This window comes from Microlunatus sp. GCM10028923 (assembly GCF_042666975.1).
Classification (GTDB): domain Bacteria; phylum Actinomycetota; class Actinomycetes; order Propionibacteriales; family Propionibacteriaceae; genus Microlunatus.
The window spans coordinates 80,850-95,626 of record NZ_JBHTFF010000006.1 but is presented as its reverse complement, the minus strand read 5'-3'; the positions used below and the strand labels follow the sequence as shown (position 1 = coordinate 95,626).

Below are 14,777 nucleotides of genomic sequence, written 5' to 3'. Positions count from 1 at the left end.
CCCTGCCGGTCAGCTGTGCAGGGGCAGCGAGGTGAGGCCGCGCAGGACGAAGGTCGGCCGGCGCCGGGGCTCGCCGGCCAGCCGGAGATCACCGATCCGCTCCAGCAGCAGCCGGAACACGATGTCAGCCTCCAGCCGGGCCAGCGCTGCCCCGAGGCAGTGGTGCGGGCCGGCGGCGAAGGACAGGTGCTTGCGGGCGTTGGACCGGGTGATGTCGAGCGTCTCCGGGTCGCTGAACACGGCCGGGTCGCGGTTCGCGCCGGCCAGCATCAGCGATACCGGCTGGTCGGCCTCCAGCAGCACGCCGTCGATCTCCACGTCCTCGGTCGGCACCCGCGAGCTGAGCTGGATCGGCGGGTCGAACCGGAGCAGCTCCTCCACCGCGCCCGGGACCAGGTCGTGATCATCGCGGAGCAACTGGAGTTGATCTTGGTGCCGGATCAGGGCCAGGGTGCCGTTGCCGATCAGGTTGACCGTGGTCTCGAAGCCGGCGAACAGCAGCAGCATGCAGGTCGCCAGCAGCTCGTCCGCGGTCAGCCGGTCACCCTCCTCCTCGACCGCGATCAGCTTCGACACCAGGTCGTCGCCCGGGGCGGCCCGGCGGGTCTCGAACAGGTCCAGGAAGTAGACCTGCAGCGCCGCCAGCGAACGGTTCGCCGCCAGCTGCTTCGAGGCCGGCGCCATCGCGTCCAGGTCCGCCGCAAGATCGCTGCCCCACTGCCGGAACCGTTCGTGGTCCGGCTGCGGGATCGCCAGCACCTCGCAGATCGCGAGCACCGGGAAGACGCCGGCGACCTCACGCATCAGGTCGAACGACGGCGCGGTCCGGGCCCGGTCGACCAGCCCAGCGGCGATCTCGGTGAGCCGCGGCTTCAGGGCGCCGATCGAGGCCGGCGTGAACACCTTGCTGACCAGCTTCCGCAGCCGGGTGTGGTCCGGCGGGTTCTTGCTGATCATGGAATCCGGGCCGGTCGGGTCGACCAGGCCGTCCCGGGACGGGCTGCCGAACAGCCACTGCTGGACCCGCCCGGTGCCGGCGGTGATCTCGCGGCGGCGGCTGGTGCCGGTCACCGTCGCCGGGTGCCGGAGCAACCCGTCGCAGATCGCGTACCGGGTGGTCAGCGGCCCCATCGCGGTCCGGGCCACCGGCCCGGCCTCCCGCAGCCGCCGATACATCGGGTACGGATCCGTGATCATCTGGGGCGCCATCAGCTCCCCCAGCAGGTCACCCCGGGCCCGCAACCCCGCCATCGCCACGGCCCGTACCGCGTCCCGTACCCCGCCGCCGACCTGCTCCAGAACCGACATGCTGCATCACTCCCTCGCGACGACAACATGGTAGAGGTGCGCGATCAGCCGCTCCCGCGCGGAGCCCATTCCGACGCCAGCCGGACCGCCCGGCGCCAGTTCTCGTGCTCGACCGCGCGCCGGTCCGGGTCAAGATCAGGTTCCCAGCGGCCGGCCGGGCCGGACCGGCTCGGGATCGCCGCGGGCGTGGGCCAGAACCCGGCGGACACCCCGGCGGCGTAGGCCGCGCCGAGCGAGACGGTCTCCATCATCGAACGCTCGACCGGCACCCCGAGATAGTCCGCCAGCAGCTGCATCAGCAGATGGTTGGCGGTCATCCCGCCGTCCACCCGGAGCAGGGTCAGCCGGGTCGTCGCGTCCAGGCTCATCGCGTCGATCACGTCCCTGGTCTGCCAGGCCGCCGCCTCCAGCGCGGCGCGGGCCAGGTGTCCCTTGGTGATGAAGCTCGTCAGTCCCACCACCACGCCACCGGCCGTCTCCTGCCAGTGCGGCGCGAGCAGGCCGGCGAAGGCCGGCACCAGATAGCAGCCGCCGTTGTCGGGGACCGAAAGGGCCAGCGTCTCGATCTCGGCCGGATGCTTGATCAACTCCAGCCCGTCGCGGAGCCAGGACACCAGTGATCCGGTGACCGCGATCGACCCCTCGACCGCGTACACGGCCGGTTGATCACCGATCTGGTACGCCACCGTGGTGATCAGACCATGATCGGATCGGTGCCGCTCGGTCCCGGTGTTCATCAGCACGAAGGTGCCCGAGCCGAGGGTGCACTTCGCGTCGCCGACGGCGAAACACTGCTGCCCGAAGAGCGCCGCCTGTTGATCACCGAGCACCGCCGACACCTCGATCCCGGGCAGCCCGGCCCGGCACAGTCCGAAGTCGCTCAGCGAGGGCCGGATCTCCGGCAGCATCGCCGCCGGGATGTCGAACGCGGCCAGCAGGTCGGGATGCCAGCGCAGCGTCCCCAGATCCATCAGCAGGGTCCGGCTGGCGTTGGTGACATCGGTCAGGTGCCGGCCGCCGGCCGGGCCGCCGGTGAGATTCCAGACCAGCCAGGTGTCCAGGGTGCCGGCCAGCACGTCGCCCCGTTCGGCCCGGGCGCGCAGTCCCGGCGTGTGATCGAGCAGCCAGCGCAGCCGCGGCGCGGCGTAGTAGTTGGCGACCTCGAGCCCGCTCGCCGCCGTCACGGCCGCCGCGTCGGGACCGGCCCGGAACTCCTCGATCCAGGGCTGGGTTCTGGTGTCCTGCCAGCTGATCGCGTTGGCCACCGGCCGGCCGGTCCGCCGGTCCCAGACGACGACGCTCTCCCGCTGGTTGGCCAGACCGAGCGCGACCACCTGCCCGGGCTCCGCGCCGGCCTTGCGCAACGCCTCCTGGATCGCCCGTTCGGTCCGCAGCCAGGCCTCGTACGCGTCCAGCTCGACCCAACCCGGGCGGGGAAAGGAGGACGGCTGCGGCGTCTGCGCGATCGACACCAGCCGGCCGCCGGGGTCGAACAGCACGCACCGGGTCGACTGGGTGCCGAAATCGACCGCGGCCAGCAGCCGGCGCGGCGCGGTCTCGCTCATCCGTCCGCGAACTCGGCGGAGATCGCGGCCGCCGCGGCGACCACCTGGTCGACCGCCGGCCGCCGGGGCCGGGCCGGCTGCCGCCCGAGCACCATCAGTTCGTCCTCGGGCCCGCTGATCCCGATCGCGCCGATCACCAGACCGCCCGGAGCCCGGATCGGGGCCGCGATCCCGGCCGTCCCGGGGACCAGTTCGCTCACCTCGACCGCGATTCCGTTCCGGCGGACCCCGGCCAGCGCCTCGACGAGCCCGACCCGGTCGGTCAGCGTCGCGGAGGTCATCGCCACCAGCTCCTCGCCGCCGGCCATGATCACCGCGCCCGCGCCGTACGCCAGCAGCACCTTGCCGAGGGCACAGGCGTGCGCCGGCAGCCGGTTGCCGATCTCCAGCCGCTGCGCCGTACGACCGGAGGACGGACGGCCCGGGCGGAAGACATGGTGCACGACCAGCGCCTCGCCGTCCCGCAGCGCGGCGACCCGGACCGCCTGTCCGGTGCGCGCGGCCAGCGAGTCGGCATAGTTCATCGACCGGCTGCGCAGTTCGTTCGGATCGGACCAGGACGCCTTCCTCGGTACCGCGTCGGCGACCGGCCGGTAGCGGGCGGTGGCCGGATCCTTGTCCACCAGGCCCACGTCGTGCAGGGTCTTCAGCAGCCCGTACGCGGTCGGCTTGGCCAGGTCGATCGACCGGGCGATCTCGCCCAGCGCCAACGGGTGCGCGCTTTCCGCCAGCAACCGCATAATCGCCGCCGCCCGCTGGATGGATTGAACCGACCCCGGCACCCGTCGAACATAACTCACGATTCCGCTGTTCGCCGTCACTTCCGTTCGACATTGTCGAACGGTCAAGGTTGCGCGGCCGAATACCCCATTCCTAACGTGCCCACATCGGCTGGAACCGTCGAACGAAGGAACGGTTCCCCACCGACCGAATGAGCAATTCCTGCGCCACCGAAAAGGGAGCCACTGTGGGCACAATTTTCCTTTCCGAATTGCTCGGTACGGCCGTTCTGCTGCTGCTCGGTTGCGGCGTCGTCGCCAACAATGTGCTGGCCGCCACCAAGGGCCAGGCGATCGGCCGCGGCTGGCTGCTGATCTCCTTCGGCTGGGGGCTCGGGGTCTACGCCGGCGTCTACGTCGCCTTCGCCTCCGGCGCCCACCTCAATCCCGCGGTCACCTTCGGACTGCTGGCCAGCGGGGCCGCCGAATACGCCCCCGGAATTCCGATCACCGCCGGGGCGACGTTCGTCTATCTCGCCGGTCAACTGGTCGGTGCCTTTCTCGGCGCCGTGCTGGTCTGGCTTGCGTACAAACAACATTTCGACGACGAGCCCGATCCGGCCAACAAGCTCGGCGCCTTCTCCACCGGCCCGCAGAAGCGGTCGTACGGCTGGAATCTGATCACCGAGATCATCGCGACGTTCGTGCTGGTCTTCGTGCTGCTGAACTTCGGCAAGACCCCGACCCAGGTCGGCCCGCTGGCCGTCGCGCTGCTCGTGCTGGCGATCGGCGCCAGCCTCGGCGGCCCCACCGGGTACGCGATCAACCCGGCTCGTGATATTGGTCCGCGGATCGCCCACGCAGTGCTGCCGATCAAGGGCAAAGGGAGCTCCGACTGGAACTATTCCTGGGTACCGGTGGCCGGCACCCTGATCGGCGGCGTCCTGGGCGGACTGCTCTATCGGGCACTGCCCTACGTAGTCTGACCCCGTACGTGACTATTCGAGAGGACCGAGATGGCTGATTTCGTCGTGGCAATCGACCAGGGCACCACGAGTACCCGGTGCATGCTTTTCGATCATGAAGGGAAAGAGGTCGGAAAGTACCAGTTGGAGCACGAGCAGATCATGCCCAAGCCGGGTTGGGTCGAGCACAACCCGGTCGAGATCTGGGACCGCACCCGCTCGGTGGTGCAGTCGGCGATCAACAACAAGATGATCACCGCCTCGGACATCGCGGCCCTCGGCATCACCAACCAGCGCGAGACCGCGGTGGTCTGGAACCGCCGGACCGGTCGTCCCTACTACAACGCGATCGTCTGGCAGGACACCCGGACCGACCGGATCGCCTCCGCCCTGGAACGGGAGGGCAAGGGCGACGTGATCCGACAGAAGGCGGGGATCCCGCCGGCCACGTACTTCTCGGCCGGCAAGATCCAATGGATCCTGGAGAACGTGCCCGGCGCCCGCGCCGACGCGGAGGCCGGCGACGCGATCTTCGGCAACACCGACAGCTGGCTGCTGTGGAACCTGACCGGCGGCGAGAAGCACGTCACCGACGTGACCAACGCCTCCCGGACCATGCTGATGAACCTGGAGACGCTGGACTGGGACGACGAACTGCTGTCCTTCTTCGACATCCCGCGGCAGATGCTGCCCGAGATCCTGCCCTCCTCCGATCCCCAGCAGTACGGCCACACCCGCGGCACCGGGCCGTTCGACGGCGAGATCGCCATCACCGGGGACCTCGGCGACCAGCAGGCCGCGATGGTCGGCCAGGTCTGTCTCGACCCTGGCGAGGCCAAGAACACGTACGGCACTGGCAACTTCCTGCTGCTGAACACCGGCACCCAGCTGGTCCGCTCGGCCAACGGCCTGCTCAGCACGGTCTGCTACCAGTTCGGCGACCAGCCTCCGGTGTACGCCCTCGAGGGCTCGATCGCGGTCACCGGTTCGGCCGTGCAGTGGCTGCGTGATCAACTTCGGATCATCGGTTCGGCCGCGGAGAGCGAGTCGCTGGCCCGGCAGGTGAACGACAGCGGCGGCGTCTACTTCGTGCCCGCGTTCTCCGGCCTGTTCGCCCCGTACTGGCGCTCCGACGCGCGCGGCGCGATCGTCGGGCTGTCCCGGTTCAACACCGCCGCCCACATCGCCCGGGCCACCCTCGAGTCGATCTGCTACCAGAGCCGCGACGTGGTCGAGGCGATGGAGGCCGACTCCGGCGTCCACCTCGACGTGCTCAAGGTCGACGGCGGGATCACGGCCAACTCGCTGTGCATGCAGCTGCAGGCCGACGTGCTCGGCGTCGACGTGAGCAAGCCGGTGGTCGCCGAGACCACGGCCCTCGGCGCGGCCTATGCGGCCGGTCTCGGCGTGGGCTTCTGGTCCGGGCCGGACCAGTTGCGCCACCATTGGCACGAAGACGCACGCTGGACCCCGAGCTCGTCCGAGGCGGACCGAGAGGCCGGATACGCGCAATGGAAGAAAGCCGTGACCCGTACGCTCGACTGGGTCGACGTGACCTGAGTCATGAGCCCACGATGGAGCGTGTCGTGATTCCGCCGGACCCGGACCGCAGCCTCGCGCTGGAGCTGATCCGGGCGACCGAGGCGGCGGCGATGGCGTCGGCCCGCTGGCTCGGTCGGGGCGACAAGGAACGGGTGGACGGCGCGGCCGTCGACGCCATGCGCCCGGTGCTCGGCTCGGTCCGGATGAACGGCGTCGTGGTGATCGGCGAGGGCGAGAAGGACCAGGCGCCGATGCTCTACAACGGCGAACGGGTCGGCGACGGGACCGGGCCCGAGGTCGACATCGCCGTCGATCCGATCGACGGCACGACGCTGACCGCGAAGAGCCTGCCGGACGCGATCAGCGTGCTGGCGGTGGCACCGCGCGGCGCGATGTTCGACCCCGGCCCGGCGGTCTACATGCAGAAGCTGGTGGTGCCGCCGGCGGCCGCGGGACGCGTCGATCTCGACGCGCCGATCGCGGACACGCTGGCCACCGTCGCAGCTGCACAGGACCGGGAGATCGGCGAGCTCACCGTCGCCGTCCTGGACCGGCCGCGGCACGAGGAACTGGTCGCCGAGATCAGGGCGGCCGGGGCCCGGATCAGGTTCCTGCTCGACGGCGACGTCGCCGGCGCGATCATGGCGGTCTCCCCCGGCACCGGCGTCGATGTCCTGATCGGCACCGGCGGCACCCCGGAGGGCGTCCTGGCCGCGTGCGCCCTGCGCTGCCTCGGCGGCCAGCTGCTCGGCCGGCTGGTGGCCCGCAACGCCGAGGAGAAGAAGGCCCTGCTCGACGCCGGGTACGACCTCGACGGCATCCTCGACACCGAGACCCTGGTCCGCGGCGGCAACATCTTCTTCGCCGCCACCGGCGTCACCGACGGTGCCCTGCTCGACGGCGTCCGGTACGAGCAGCACCGCGTGATCACCCACTCACTGTCGATGCGGTCCAAGTCCGGTACGGTGCGACTGATCGAGGGCCGGCACGACCCGGACCGCTCCTTCTTGATCAACAACTGATCATGATCGGTAAAAGATCTTGATCGACAACAGATCGGAGTTCTGGTGACATCGGTGACCGCACCGCTCAATCCGCAGAGTCGCCGCGAGGCCCTGCAGCGGCTGGCGGCCGACGAACTCGACGTGCTGGTGATCGGCGCCGGCGTGACCGGTGCCGGCGCCGCGCTGGACGCCGTCACCCGCGGGCTGCGGGTCGGCCTGGTCGAGGCGCGCGACTTCGCCGCCGGCACCTCCAGCCGGTCCAGCAAACTGTTCCACGGTGGACTGCGCTACCTGGAGCAGCTCAACTTCTCGCTGGTCTTCGAGGCGCTCAAGGAACGGGCGCTGGCGCTGAACCGGCTCTGCCCGCACCTGGCCAAGCCGGTCCGGTTCCTCTATCCGCTGCGGAAGAAGGTGATCGACCGCGGCTACGCTGGACTCGGCATCGGCGTGTACGACATCATGGGCGCCGGCCGCGGCGTACCGCACCACCTGCGGCACCTGTCCCGGAAGAAGACCCTGGAGTACTTCCCGTCCGCCGATCGGTCGGCGCTGGTCGGCTCGATCGCCTTCTACGAGGGGCAGGTCGACGACGCCCGGCACACGATGATGCTGGCCCGGACCGCCGCCCACTACGGCGCGCTGGTGGCCAGCAGCACCCGGGTGGTCGGCTTCCTCCGCGAGGAGGACCGGGTCGCCGGAGTGATCGTCCGTGATCTTGAAGGCGGCGAGGAATTCGAGATCCGGGCCCGGCAGACGATCAACGCGGCCGGCGTCTGGATCGACGAGATCCAGGCCATGCTCGGCGGCCGCGGCCAGTTCCAGGTCCGCGCGTCGAAGGGCATCCACCTGGTCGTGCCGCGGAACCGGATCAACTCGACCACCGGCCTGATCACCCGGACCGAGAAGAGCCTGCTCTTCATCATCCCGTGGGGCGGCCACTGGATCATCGGCACCACCGACACCGACTGGGACCTGGACAAGGCGCACCCGGCGGCGAGCCAGGCCGACATCGACTACCTGCTGGAGCACGCGAACACGCTGCTCGCCGACAAGCTGGTCCGGGACGACGTGGTCGGCGTCTACGCCGGGCTGCGGCCGCTGCTGGCCGGCGAGTCGGACTCGACCAGCAAGCTGTCCCGGGAGCACGCGGTCGCCTCCCCGGTGCGCGGTTTGATCATGGTCGCCGGCGGCAAGTACACGACGTACCGGATCATGGCCAAGGACGCGGTCGACGCCGCCGTTCATGATCTTGTACCGCCGGGCGCCAGCAGTACGGTGCCGCGGTCCTGCACCGAGAACGTACCGCTGCTGGGCGCGGACGGCTTCGCCGCGCTCTGGAACGGACGCTCGATCCTGGCCGAGCGGACGGGGCTGCGGGTCGGCCAGGTGGAGCACCTGCTGAACCGGTACGGATCCCTGATCGGCGAGCTGACCGACCTGATCGAGACCGACCCGAGGCTGGCCCGGCCGCTGGACAGCGCGCCCGACTACCTGAAGGTGGAGGCGGTCTACGCGGCCTCCCACGAGGGCGCGATGCACCTGGACGACATCCTGGCCCGGCGGACCCGGATCTCCATCGAGACTTGGGATCGCGGCGACGCGGCAGCCCAGGAGGTCGCCGAACTCGTCGCGCCGGTGCTGGGCTGGGACGCGGCCGCGATCGCCCGCGAGGTGGAGCACTACCGCAAGCGGGTCGCCGCCGAACGGGAGTCGCAGCACCAGCCGGACGACCTGTCCGCCGACGCGGCCCGGCTCGGCGCCCCGGACGTCCGGATGGGCGGCGGATCCTGACGCGGGCACACGTACGGGATCGGATTCGGTAACGTCGCCCCCATGGTCCAGCCGGCGGCATTGAGGGCAGCTCGTGACTTCCTGATCCAGCATCGGGACGACTATCCGACGGCCCACGCCGGCTTCACCTGGCCGGACCTGCCGGTGTTCAACTTCGCCACCGACTGGTTCGACGGGCTGGCCGAGGAGAACCCGGACGGCACCGCCCTGTGGGTGATCGACGGCGAGCGCGAGGAGAAGCAGAGCTTCGCCGAACTGTCCGCCCGGTCGGTCGCCGTGGCCCACCTGCTGGCCGAGCTCGGGCTGCGCCGGGGTGACCGGCTGCTGCTCGTGCTCGGCAACATCGCGCCGCTGTGGGAGATCATGCTCGGCGCGATCCGGCTCGGCGCGGTGATCATTCCGGCGGCCCAGCAACTCGCCGCGGCCGACCTGGCCGACCGGGTCGAGCGCGGCGGTGCCCGGCTGCTGGTCGCGCAGGCCGCCGACGCCGAACGGCTGGCCGGGCTGCGGCCGGAGCTGGGCCGGATCCTGGTCGGCGCCGACGGGCCGGTCGACGGCTGGGTCGACTACGGCCGGACCGAGGAATTCCGCGGCGCGGACCCGCACCTGCCCGGCGCCAGCAAGAGCGGCGATCCGCTGCTGCTCTACTTCACCTCCGGCACCACGGCGCAGCCGAAGCTGGTCCAGCACACCCAGATCTCGTACCCGATCGGGCATCTGTCGACCATGTACTGGATCGGGCTGAAACCGGGCGACGTACACCTCAACGCCGCCTCGCCGGGCTGGGCCAAGCACGCCTGGAGCAGCTTCTTCGCGCCGTGGCTGGCCGGCGCCACGATCGTCGTCTACAACTACGCGCGGTTCGACCCGGCCGACCTGATGCGGGTGCTGGAGCGGACCCGGGCGACCACCCTGTGCGCGCCGCCGACCGTCTGGCGGATGCTGGTCCAGGCCGACCTGACCGCGGCCCGGCACACCCTCCGCGAATGTGTGTCGGCCGGCGAGCCGCTCAACCCCGAGGTGATCGAGAAGGTACGCCAGGCCTGGCACCTCACCATCCGGGACGGGTACGGCCAGACCGAGACCACCGCCCAGATCGGCAATCCCCCGGGCCAGCCGCTGAAGCCCGGCTCGATGGGCCGGCCGCTGCCCGGCTACGTGATCAAGCTGATCGACCCGGCGACCGGCGAGCCCGCCGAGCGCGAGGGCGAACTCTGCCTGGAGCTGACCGGGACCGCCCGCAGCGGCTGCGACAGCGACCCCGGCCCGGCGCCGAACCGGCCACTGCCGCTGATGACCGGGTACCAGCACCGGGCCGGCGAGTACGACACGGAGCTCAACGACGGCGCCTTCGCCGGCGGGGTCTACCACACCGGTGACGTGGTGGAGCTCGACGACGAGGGCTACCTGACCTTCATCGGGCGGGCCGACGACGTGTTCAAGGCCAGCGGCTACCGGATCAGCCCGTTCGAGTTGGAGTCGGTGCTGATCGAGCACCCGGCGGTGGCCGAGGCCGCGGTGGTGCCGTCCCCCGACCCGATCCGGCTCGCGGTGCCGAAGGCGTACGTGGTGCTGGCGGCCGGGCACCAGCCCGATGCCGACACCGCGCGCTCGATCCTGGCCTACGTTCGTGATCATGCGGCGCCGTACAAGCGGATCCGCAAGCTCGAGTTCACCGACCTGCCGAAGACGATCAGCGGCAAGATCCGCCGGGTCGAGCTGCGTACCGCCGAGGACGGCCGGGACGGTCGCGGCGACGGCGAGTTCTTCGACTCCGACTTCTCCTTCTGATCGGCGCACGATACTGGCCCTATGGGGGACAAGGCAGGCACCGTGCTGCGCGGCTATCTGGCCGAGCAGTGCCAGGCCGTGACCGGGCTGACGGCGGCGGGGCTGGCCGACGTCGAGGTCATCCACGACACCCGGGTCGCGTTGCGGCGGCTGCGCAGCACGCTGCGGACCTTCGCCCGGCTGTTCGAGCCGGTGCAGGCGGAGTGGCTGGAACGGGAGGCCCGCTGGCTGGCCGAGGTGCTCGGCCAGGTGCGCGACCCTGACGTCCTGGCCGACCGGATCGCGGAGCACGCCGATCGGGAGGCCGGCCTGGACGCGGCCGAGGTCGCGCTGATGCTGACCGACCTGGGCGACCGGCGGGAACGAGCCCGGCGGTCCGCGGCGGTGGCCCTCGAATCGCCGCGGTACGCGGAGCTGCGGGCGGTGCTGGACCGCTGGCGGGTCGCTCCCCCGATCGTCGTCACCGGGGTTCCGGCCGCCGAGCTGCTGCAACTGGTGCGCCGCACCGGCCGTACCGAACGGAAACGGGTCCGGCGCGCGGCCCGGAACGGCTCCGACGACGAGGTGCTGCACCGGGTCCGGAAGGCGGCCAAGCGACACCGGTACGCGCTCGAGCTCGAGGACCGGTTGCCGGTCCGGCGCTCGGCGAAGCAGCGGCGGAAATACCGCCGCCGGGCCAAGCGCAGCCGGCAGCTGCATCAGCGGCTCGGGCTGCACCAGGACGCCGTCGTGGCGGCGCAGTTCCTCGAGGCGAGGCCCGAGGACGGGACCGCCTCGGTCCGGCGCCGGCTGCTCGACCGGGAGCGCGCCATCGCCGACCAAACTCGGCTCCGGTGAGCCGCGAGGGATCGCCCCGCCCCCAGGGGTTGGAGCGAGGCGATCGGCCTGCGGGAGGTCAGGCGTCGCAGTCGGGCGTGTCCTCCGGCGGTACGGACGGCAGGTAGGCCCCGGTCACCCAGTTGCCGCCGGCCAGCAGGAACCAGCGGTGCGCGTCGTCGATCACCTCGCCCTTGGCCCCGCAGACGACGGTCACCGTGGTGCCGCGGCCCAGGATGCCGACGCTCTCGTCCAGCGTGGACGGGCCGCGACGGACGTTCACGTCGGCGCTGGTGATCGCCTTCAGTCCGTCCACCCCACCGTGGCAGGGCTCGACCTCGCCGGCGCCCTCGACCAGGGTCGCCGAGATCCAGCCCTTCTGGTCGGTCAACGCGTACCAGTCGCGGTTGTCGTCCACCGCGGTGCCGGGCGAGACGCAGGCGATCGCGAGCGGGTCGCCGGCCTGCACCACCGCCCGGATCCCGACGTGGGTGCTCGGCCCGATCCGGAGGTTGGCCGCGGTGATCGCGCGTGGGCCGGACCCGGTGTCGGCGCGCGCCAGCGGCGCCGTCGCGGCGATCCCGCCGGCCAGGGTCCCGGCTGCGGCGACGGTGCCCAGGATCGTCATGATCTTGGTGCGAACGGTCGTCTTCATGATCAGTGTGCCTTTCGATTGCTGTCGATGTCGCTGTCTCGAGGCCTCTTGTCCTGAACTACCGCCGAACGGACCGTGTGGTTGCATCCGGGCCGCGATCTCCTTGACTCCCCCGGCCCGGGGAGCCGCTGGCCGCCCGTTCACCCGCGGCGGGGAGCCACCCGGTCCGGCGGCCGGTCCAAGATCATGATCATGGTCGAAGTGACACGTCTGCACGGGCTCGCGGGAGCCGCCGTCGTGGTCGATCTCGGCTACGCCCTGGTTCACCTCGGCTGGTTGATCATGGGCGAACCGGCCTTCGCGCACGGCGTTTCCGTATTCCCGGGCGGCTGGGTCCCGGTCGTCCCGGCCGCGGTCGCGGTCGCGTCGGCCATGATCATGATCTTGGTCCCGCGGGCGTGGCGGCCGGCTGCGGTCGCCGCGGCGGTGGCCGGTGCCGCCCTGCTGGCGTACAGCCTGCTGGCCTGGATCGGCCTGCTGATGCTCCTGATGGTCCCGTTCGGGCTGCCGATGCCGGCCGACGACCTGGCCCGGCTCGCGGTCCGGGTGGCCGGCGCGGCCGGCGGCGGGCTGACCGTGCTGGCCGGACTCGCCCGGTTCCGGGCAGCCCGGCCGGTCTGCCCGCGCTGCGCGGCCCGGCACCCGGAGGTCCGCGGCGGCCCACCGGGCTGGGCCGTCGCCGGCGGCTGGCTGGCCGTTGCCGGGTTCGCGGCCCGGTTCGCGGTCGAACTCCCGGACCTGTTGGCCGAGGGCGTGTCCGGGCCCGGCGGGCTCGGCTTCCAGCTGTTCGTCGGGCTGCTGGTGCTCGCCGGTACGGTGCTGCCGCTGGCGCTGATCCGGCCCTGGGGCCGGAGCTGGCCGCGCTGGGTGCCGGGGCTCGCGGGCCGGCGGGTGCCGCGGCTGCTGGTGCTGGTCCCGGGCCTGCTCCTCGGGGCCGGGCTGTCGGCGTACTTCGGCGTCGGTGGGATCGGTGCCCTGCTCACCGGCGGCACCCCGGCCGAACCGGCGGCCTGGCTGATGATCACCGGCTACACGGTCTGGGGTCTCGGCCTGCTCGCCGCCTCGGCCGGCTACGCCCGGCTGACCGACCCGGTCGCCGCCCGCTGCCCGGCCTCGCCCGCAACCCCCGACGTCGACGACAGCACGGCGGCAATCAAGCCAGCCGGTTCTTGATCATCGTGCCGTTCTTCATGATCATCGCGAACGAGGTCTCCGGGTCGGCGATCAGCGAGAGATCCTCGAGCGGGTTGCCGTCGACGACCAGCAGGTCGGCATAGCCGCCCGGCTCGACGACGCCGAGCGATCCGGCCGGATACGGGTTCCGCGGGCCGGACAGGGCCAGCAGTTCGGCGTTGGTCGCGGTGGCCATGGTGAGCACCTCGGCCGGCGTGTACCAACGCTCCAGCTTGGCCAGCTGCGCACCCTGCCGGTCCGCGAGCTCGGCGGAGAACAGCGTGTCCGAGCCCCAGGCGATCCTGACCCCGTGCCGCCGGCCGAGCCGGTACGCCGTGTCGGTGCCGGCCAGCACCTGCTGCTGCTTGTCCTGGCTCGACACCGGTACCGGCACCGCGTCCTCGTCGTCCAGGAACGGCTGCAGGCTCCACCACACTTGCTGCTCCGCCATCAGCGCGACCGTCTCGTCGTCCAGCAGCTGGCCGTGTTCGATGCAGCGCACCCCGGCCCGGATCGCCCGCTGCACCGAACGCGGCGTGTAGGCGTGCACCATCACATAGGTCCCCCAGTCGGCGGCGGCGTCGACGGCGGCGCGCAACTCCGGCTCCGTGAACTGGGTGCCGTCCAGCGGGTCGTGGCTCGACGACACCCCGCCGCCCGCCATCAGCTTGAGCTGGCTGGCGCCCTGCATCAGCTGCTCCCTGGCCGCCCGCAGCACCTCGGCCGGGCCGTCGGCGATCGCGGCCGCGCCGATCAGTTCGCCGTGGCTGAGCCGGCCGAGCCGCCCGCGCGGCAGTTCGGACAGGGCCCGGAAGTCGCCGTGCCCGCTGGTCTGCGAGATCATCGCGCCGGACGGGAAGATCCGCGGCCCGGTGATCACGCCCTCGTCGACGGCCCGCTTGATCGGGAAGGACGGCCCGCCCGTGTCCCGTACCGTCGTGAAGCCGCGGCGCAGGGTCTGCCCGGCGGCCTGGCCGGCGACGATCAGCAGGTAGCCCGGGTCCGCCCGCAGCACCACCGGGAGCGGGACGGTGGCGAGGGAGGCGTGCCAGTGGGCGTCGATCAGCCCGGGCAGCAGCACCCGGCCGCCGCAGTCGATCGACCGGTCCGCGGGTCCCGGCTCGGGCGGTGCGCCGTCACCGACGGCGGTGATCAGTTCGCCCTCGACGACGACGTGGCCCGGCCCGCCGAGCCGCCCGGCCCGGCTGTCGAAGACCCGGACGTTGTGCAGCACCGTGACCGGCTGACCCGAGGTTCCCTGTGCGTCCATGACGGCTCCATCGTCCGGGCTCTCCATCCTGGTACCCCGATCACCGGCTGTCGAGGGCCGTTCGGCGGCGATGCCACGGCGGGACCAGCGTGCCGGTCCGCGCCGCTGTCGTACCGAACAGGCAGAATGCAGGGAGGGGTGAACCCCGCCCCCGAACAGAGCGCAGTGAGGACCACGA

The 14,777-nt window shown here is 71.5% G+C and carries 12 protein-coding genes; 7 read left to right on the top strand and 5 right to left on the bottom strand.

Annotated elements, in window-relative coordinates:
• Window positions 1-9: 9 nt before the first annotated feature.
• The 3 genes from ACFQU4_RS16075 to ACFQU4_RS16065 are packed head-to-tail and all read right to left on the bottom strand — an operon-like array spanning window position 10 to window position 3,655.
• A complete protein-coding gene (locus ACFQU4_RS16075) occupies window positions 10-1,308 on the bottom strand; it encodes a cytochrome P450 (RefSeq protein WP_377493589.1) in 1,299 nt (432 codons plus the stop codon).
• Window positions 1,309-1,352: 44 nt separating this feature from the next.
• Entirely contained in the window at window positions 1,353-2,873 is a 1,521-nt protein-coding gene (gene glpK / locus ACFQU4_RS16070; protein ID WP_377493587.1) for a glycerol kinase GlpK, read from the bottom strand.
• The gene (locus tag ACFQU4_RS16065) at window positions 2,870-3,655 is read right to left on the bottom strand and encodes an IclR family transcriptional regulator (protein ID WP_377493585.1); all 786 of its coding nucleotides are present in this window, start codon (window positions 3,653-3,655) and stop codon (window positions 2,870-2,872) included. Before ACFQU4_RS16065 ends, glpK (ACFQU4_RS16070) begins: the two co-directional genes overlap by 4 nt.
• Before the next feature lie 149 nt (window positions 3,656-3,804).
• On the opposite strand from ACFQU4_RS16065, the gene ACFQU4_RS16060 reads away from it, so the two are divergent.
• From ACFQU4_RS16060 to ACFQU4_RS16035, 6 genes are read left to right on the top strand one after another with little or no spacing between them, the layout of a single operon-like run.
• Window positions 3,805-4,578 carry an MIP/aquaporin family protein gene (locus ACFQU4_RS16060; RefSeq protein WP_377493583.1) on the top strand — a complete coding sequence of 258 codons (774 nt, stop codon included), beginning with the start codon at window positions 3,805-3,807 and terminating at the stop codon, window positions 4,576-4,578.
• A 30-nt stretch (window positions 4,579-4,608) separates the two neighbouring features.
• Complete coding sequence (gene glpK, locus ACFQU4_RS16055) at window positions 4,609-6,117, top strand: glycerol kinase GlpK (protein WP_377493581.1); 1,509 nt, start codon at window positions 4,609-4,611, stop codon at window positions 6,115-6,117.
• A gap of 14 nt (window positions 6,118-6,131) precedes the next feature.
• Window positions 6,132-7,121: a class II fructose-bisphosphatase gene (gene glpX, locus ACFQU4_RS16050; protein ID WP_377493579.1), complete on the top strand. Its 990-nt coding sequence runs from the start codon at window positions 6,132-6,134 to the stop codon at window positions 7,119-7,121.
• A 54-nt stretch (window positions 7,122-7,175) separates the two neighbouring features.
• Window positions 7,176-8,894 (top strand): glycerol-3-phosphate dehydrogenase/oxidase, encoded by a 1,719-nt coding sequence (locus ACFQU4_RS16045; RefSeq protein WP_377493577.1) that lies wholly within the window; start codon window positions 7,176-7,178, stop codon window positions 8,892-8,894.
• A gap of 42 nt (window positions 8,895-8,936) precedes the next feature.
• Window positions 8,937-10,685 (top strand): AMP-binding protein, encoded by a 1,749-nt coding sequence (locus ACFQU4_RS16040; protein ID WP_377493575.1) that lies wholly within the window; start codon window positions 8,937-8,939, stop codon window positions 10,683-10,685.
• Window positions 10,686-10,706: 21 nt separating this feature from the next.
• Window positions 10,707-11,522, top strand: coding sequence for a CHAD domain-containing protein (locus ACFQU4_RS16035; RefSeq protein ID WP_377493573.1), 816 nt, complete (start codon window positions 10,707-10,709; stop codon window positions 11,520-11,522).
• A gap of 58 nt (window positions 11,523-11,580) precedes the next feature.
• Here ACFQU4_RS16035 and ACFQU4_RS16030 read toward each other — a convergent pair whose 3' ends face one another.
• Window positions 11,581-12,156 (bottom strand): hypothetical protein, encoded by a 576-nt coding sequence (locus tag ACFQU4_RS16030; protein ID WP_377493571.1) that lies wholly within the window; start codon window positions 12,154-12,156, stop codon window positions 11,581-11,583.
• Between the two features lie 186 nt (window positions 12,157-12,342).
• On the opposite strand from ACFQU4_RS16030, the gene ACFQU4_RS16025 reads away from it, so the two are divergent.
• Window positions 12,343-13,329, top strand: coding sequence for a hypothetical protein (locus ACFQU4_RS16025; protein ID WP_377493569.1), 987 nt, complete (start codon window positions 12,343-12,345; stop codon window positions 13,327-13,329).
• Here ACFQU4_RS16025 and ACFQU4_RS16020 read toward each other — a convergent pair.
• A complete protein-coding gene (locus ACFQU4_RS16020) occupies window positions 13,310-14,599 on the bottom strand; it encodes an amidohydrolase family protein (protein WP_377493567.1) in 1,290 nt (429 codons plus the stop codon). The genes ACFQU4_RS16025 and ACFQU4_RS16020 overlap by 20 nt on opposite strands.
• Window positions 14,600-14,777: the final 178 nt, after the last annotated feature.

What these genes read in the sequence shown, in the direction of transcription:
- ACFQU4_RS16075 (WP_377493589.1), bottom strand. Translation starts at nt 1,308, where the DNA reads ATGTCGGTTCTGGAGCAGGTCGGCGGCGGGGTACGGGACGCGGTACGG.
- glpK (WP_377493587.1), bottom strand. Translation starts at nt 2,873, where the DNA reads ATGAGCGAGACCGCGCCGCGCCGGCTGCTGGCCGCGGTCGATTTCGGC.
- ACFQU4_RS16060 (WP_377493583.1), top strand. Translation starts at nt 3,805, where the DNA reads ATGAGCAATTCCTGCGCCACCGAAAAGGGAGCCACTGTGGGCACAATT.
- glpK (WP_377493581.1), top strand. Translation starts at nt 4,609, where the DNA reads ATGGCTGATTTCGTCGTGGCAATCGACCAGGGCACCACGAGTACCCGG.
- glpX (WP_377493579.1), top strand. Translation starts at nt 6,132, where the DNA reads ATGGAGCGTGTCGTGATTCCGCCGGACCCGGACCGCAGCCTCGCGCTG.
- ACFQU4_RS16040 (WP_377493575.1), top strand. Translation starts at nt 8,937, where the DNA reads ATGGTCCAGCCGGCGGCATTGAGGGCAGCTCGTGACTTCCTGATCCAG.
- ACFQU4_RS16035 (WP_377493573.1), top strand. Translation starts at nt 10,707, where the DNA reads ATGGGGGACAAGGCAGGCACCGTGCTGCGCGGCTATCTGGCCGAGCAG.
- ACFQU4_RS16030 (WP_377493571.1), bottom strand. Translation starts at nt 12,156, where the DNA reads ATGAAGACGACCGTTCGCACCAAGATCATGACGATCCTGGGCACCGTC.
- ACFQU4_RS16025 (WP_377493569.1), top strand. Translation starts at nt 12,343, where the DNA reads ATGATCATGGTCGAAGTGACACGTCTGCACGGGCTCGCGGGAGCCGCC.
- ACFQU4_RS16020 (WP_377493567.1), bottom strand. Translation starts at nt 14,599, where the DNA reads ATGGACGCACAGGGAACCTCGGGTCAGCCGGTCACGGTGCTGCACAAC.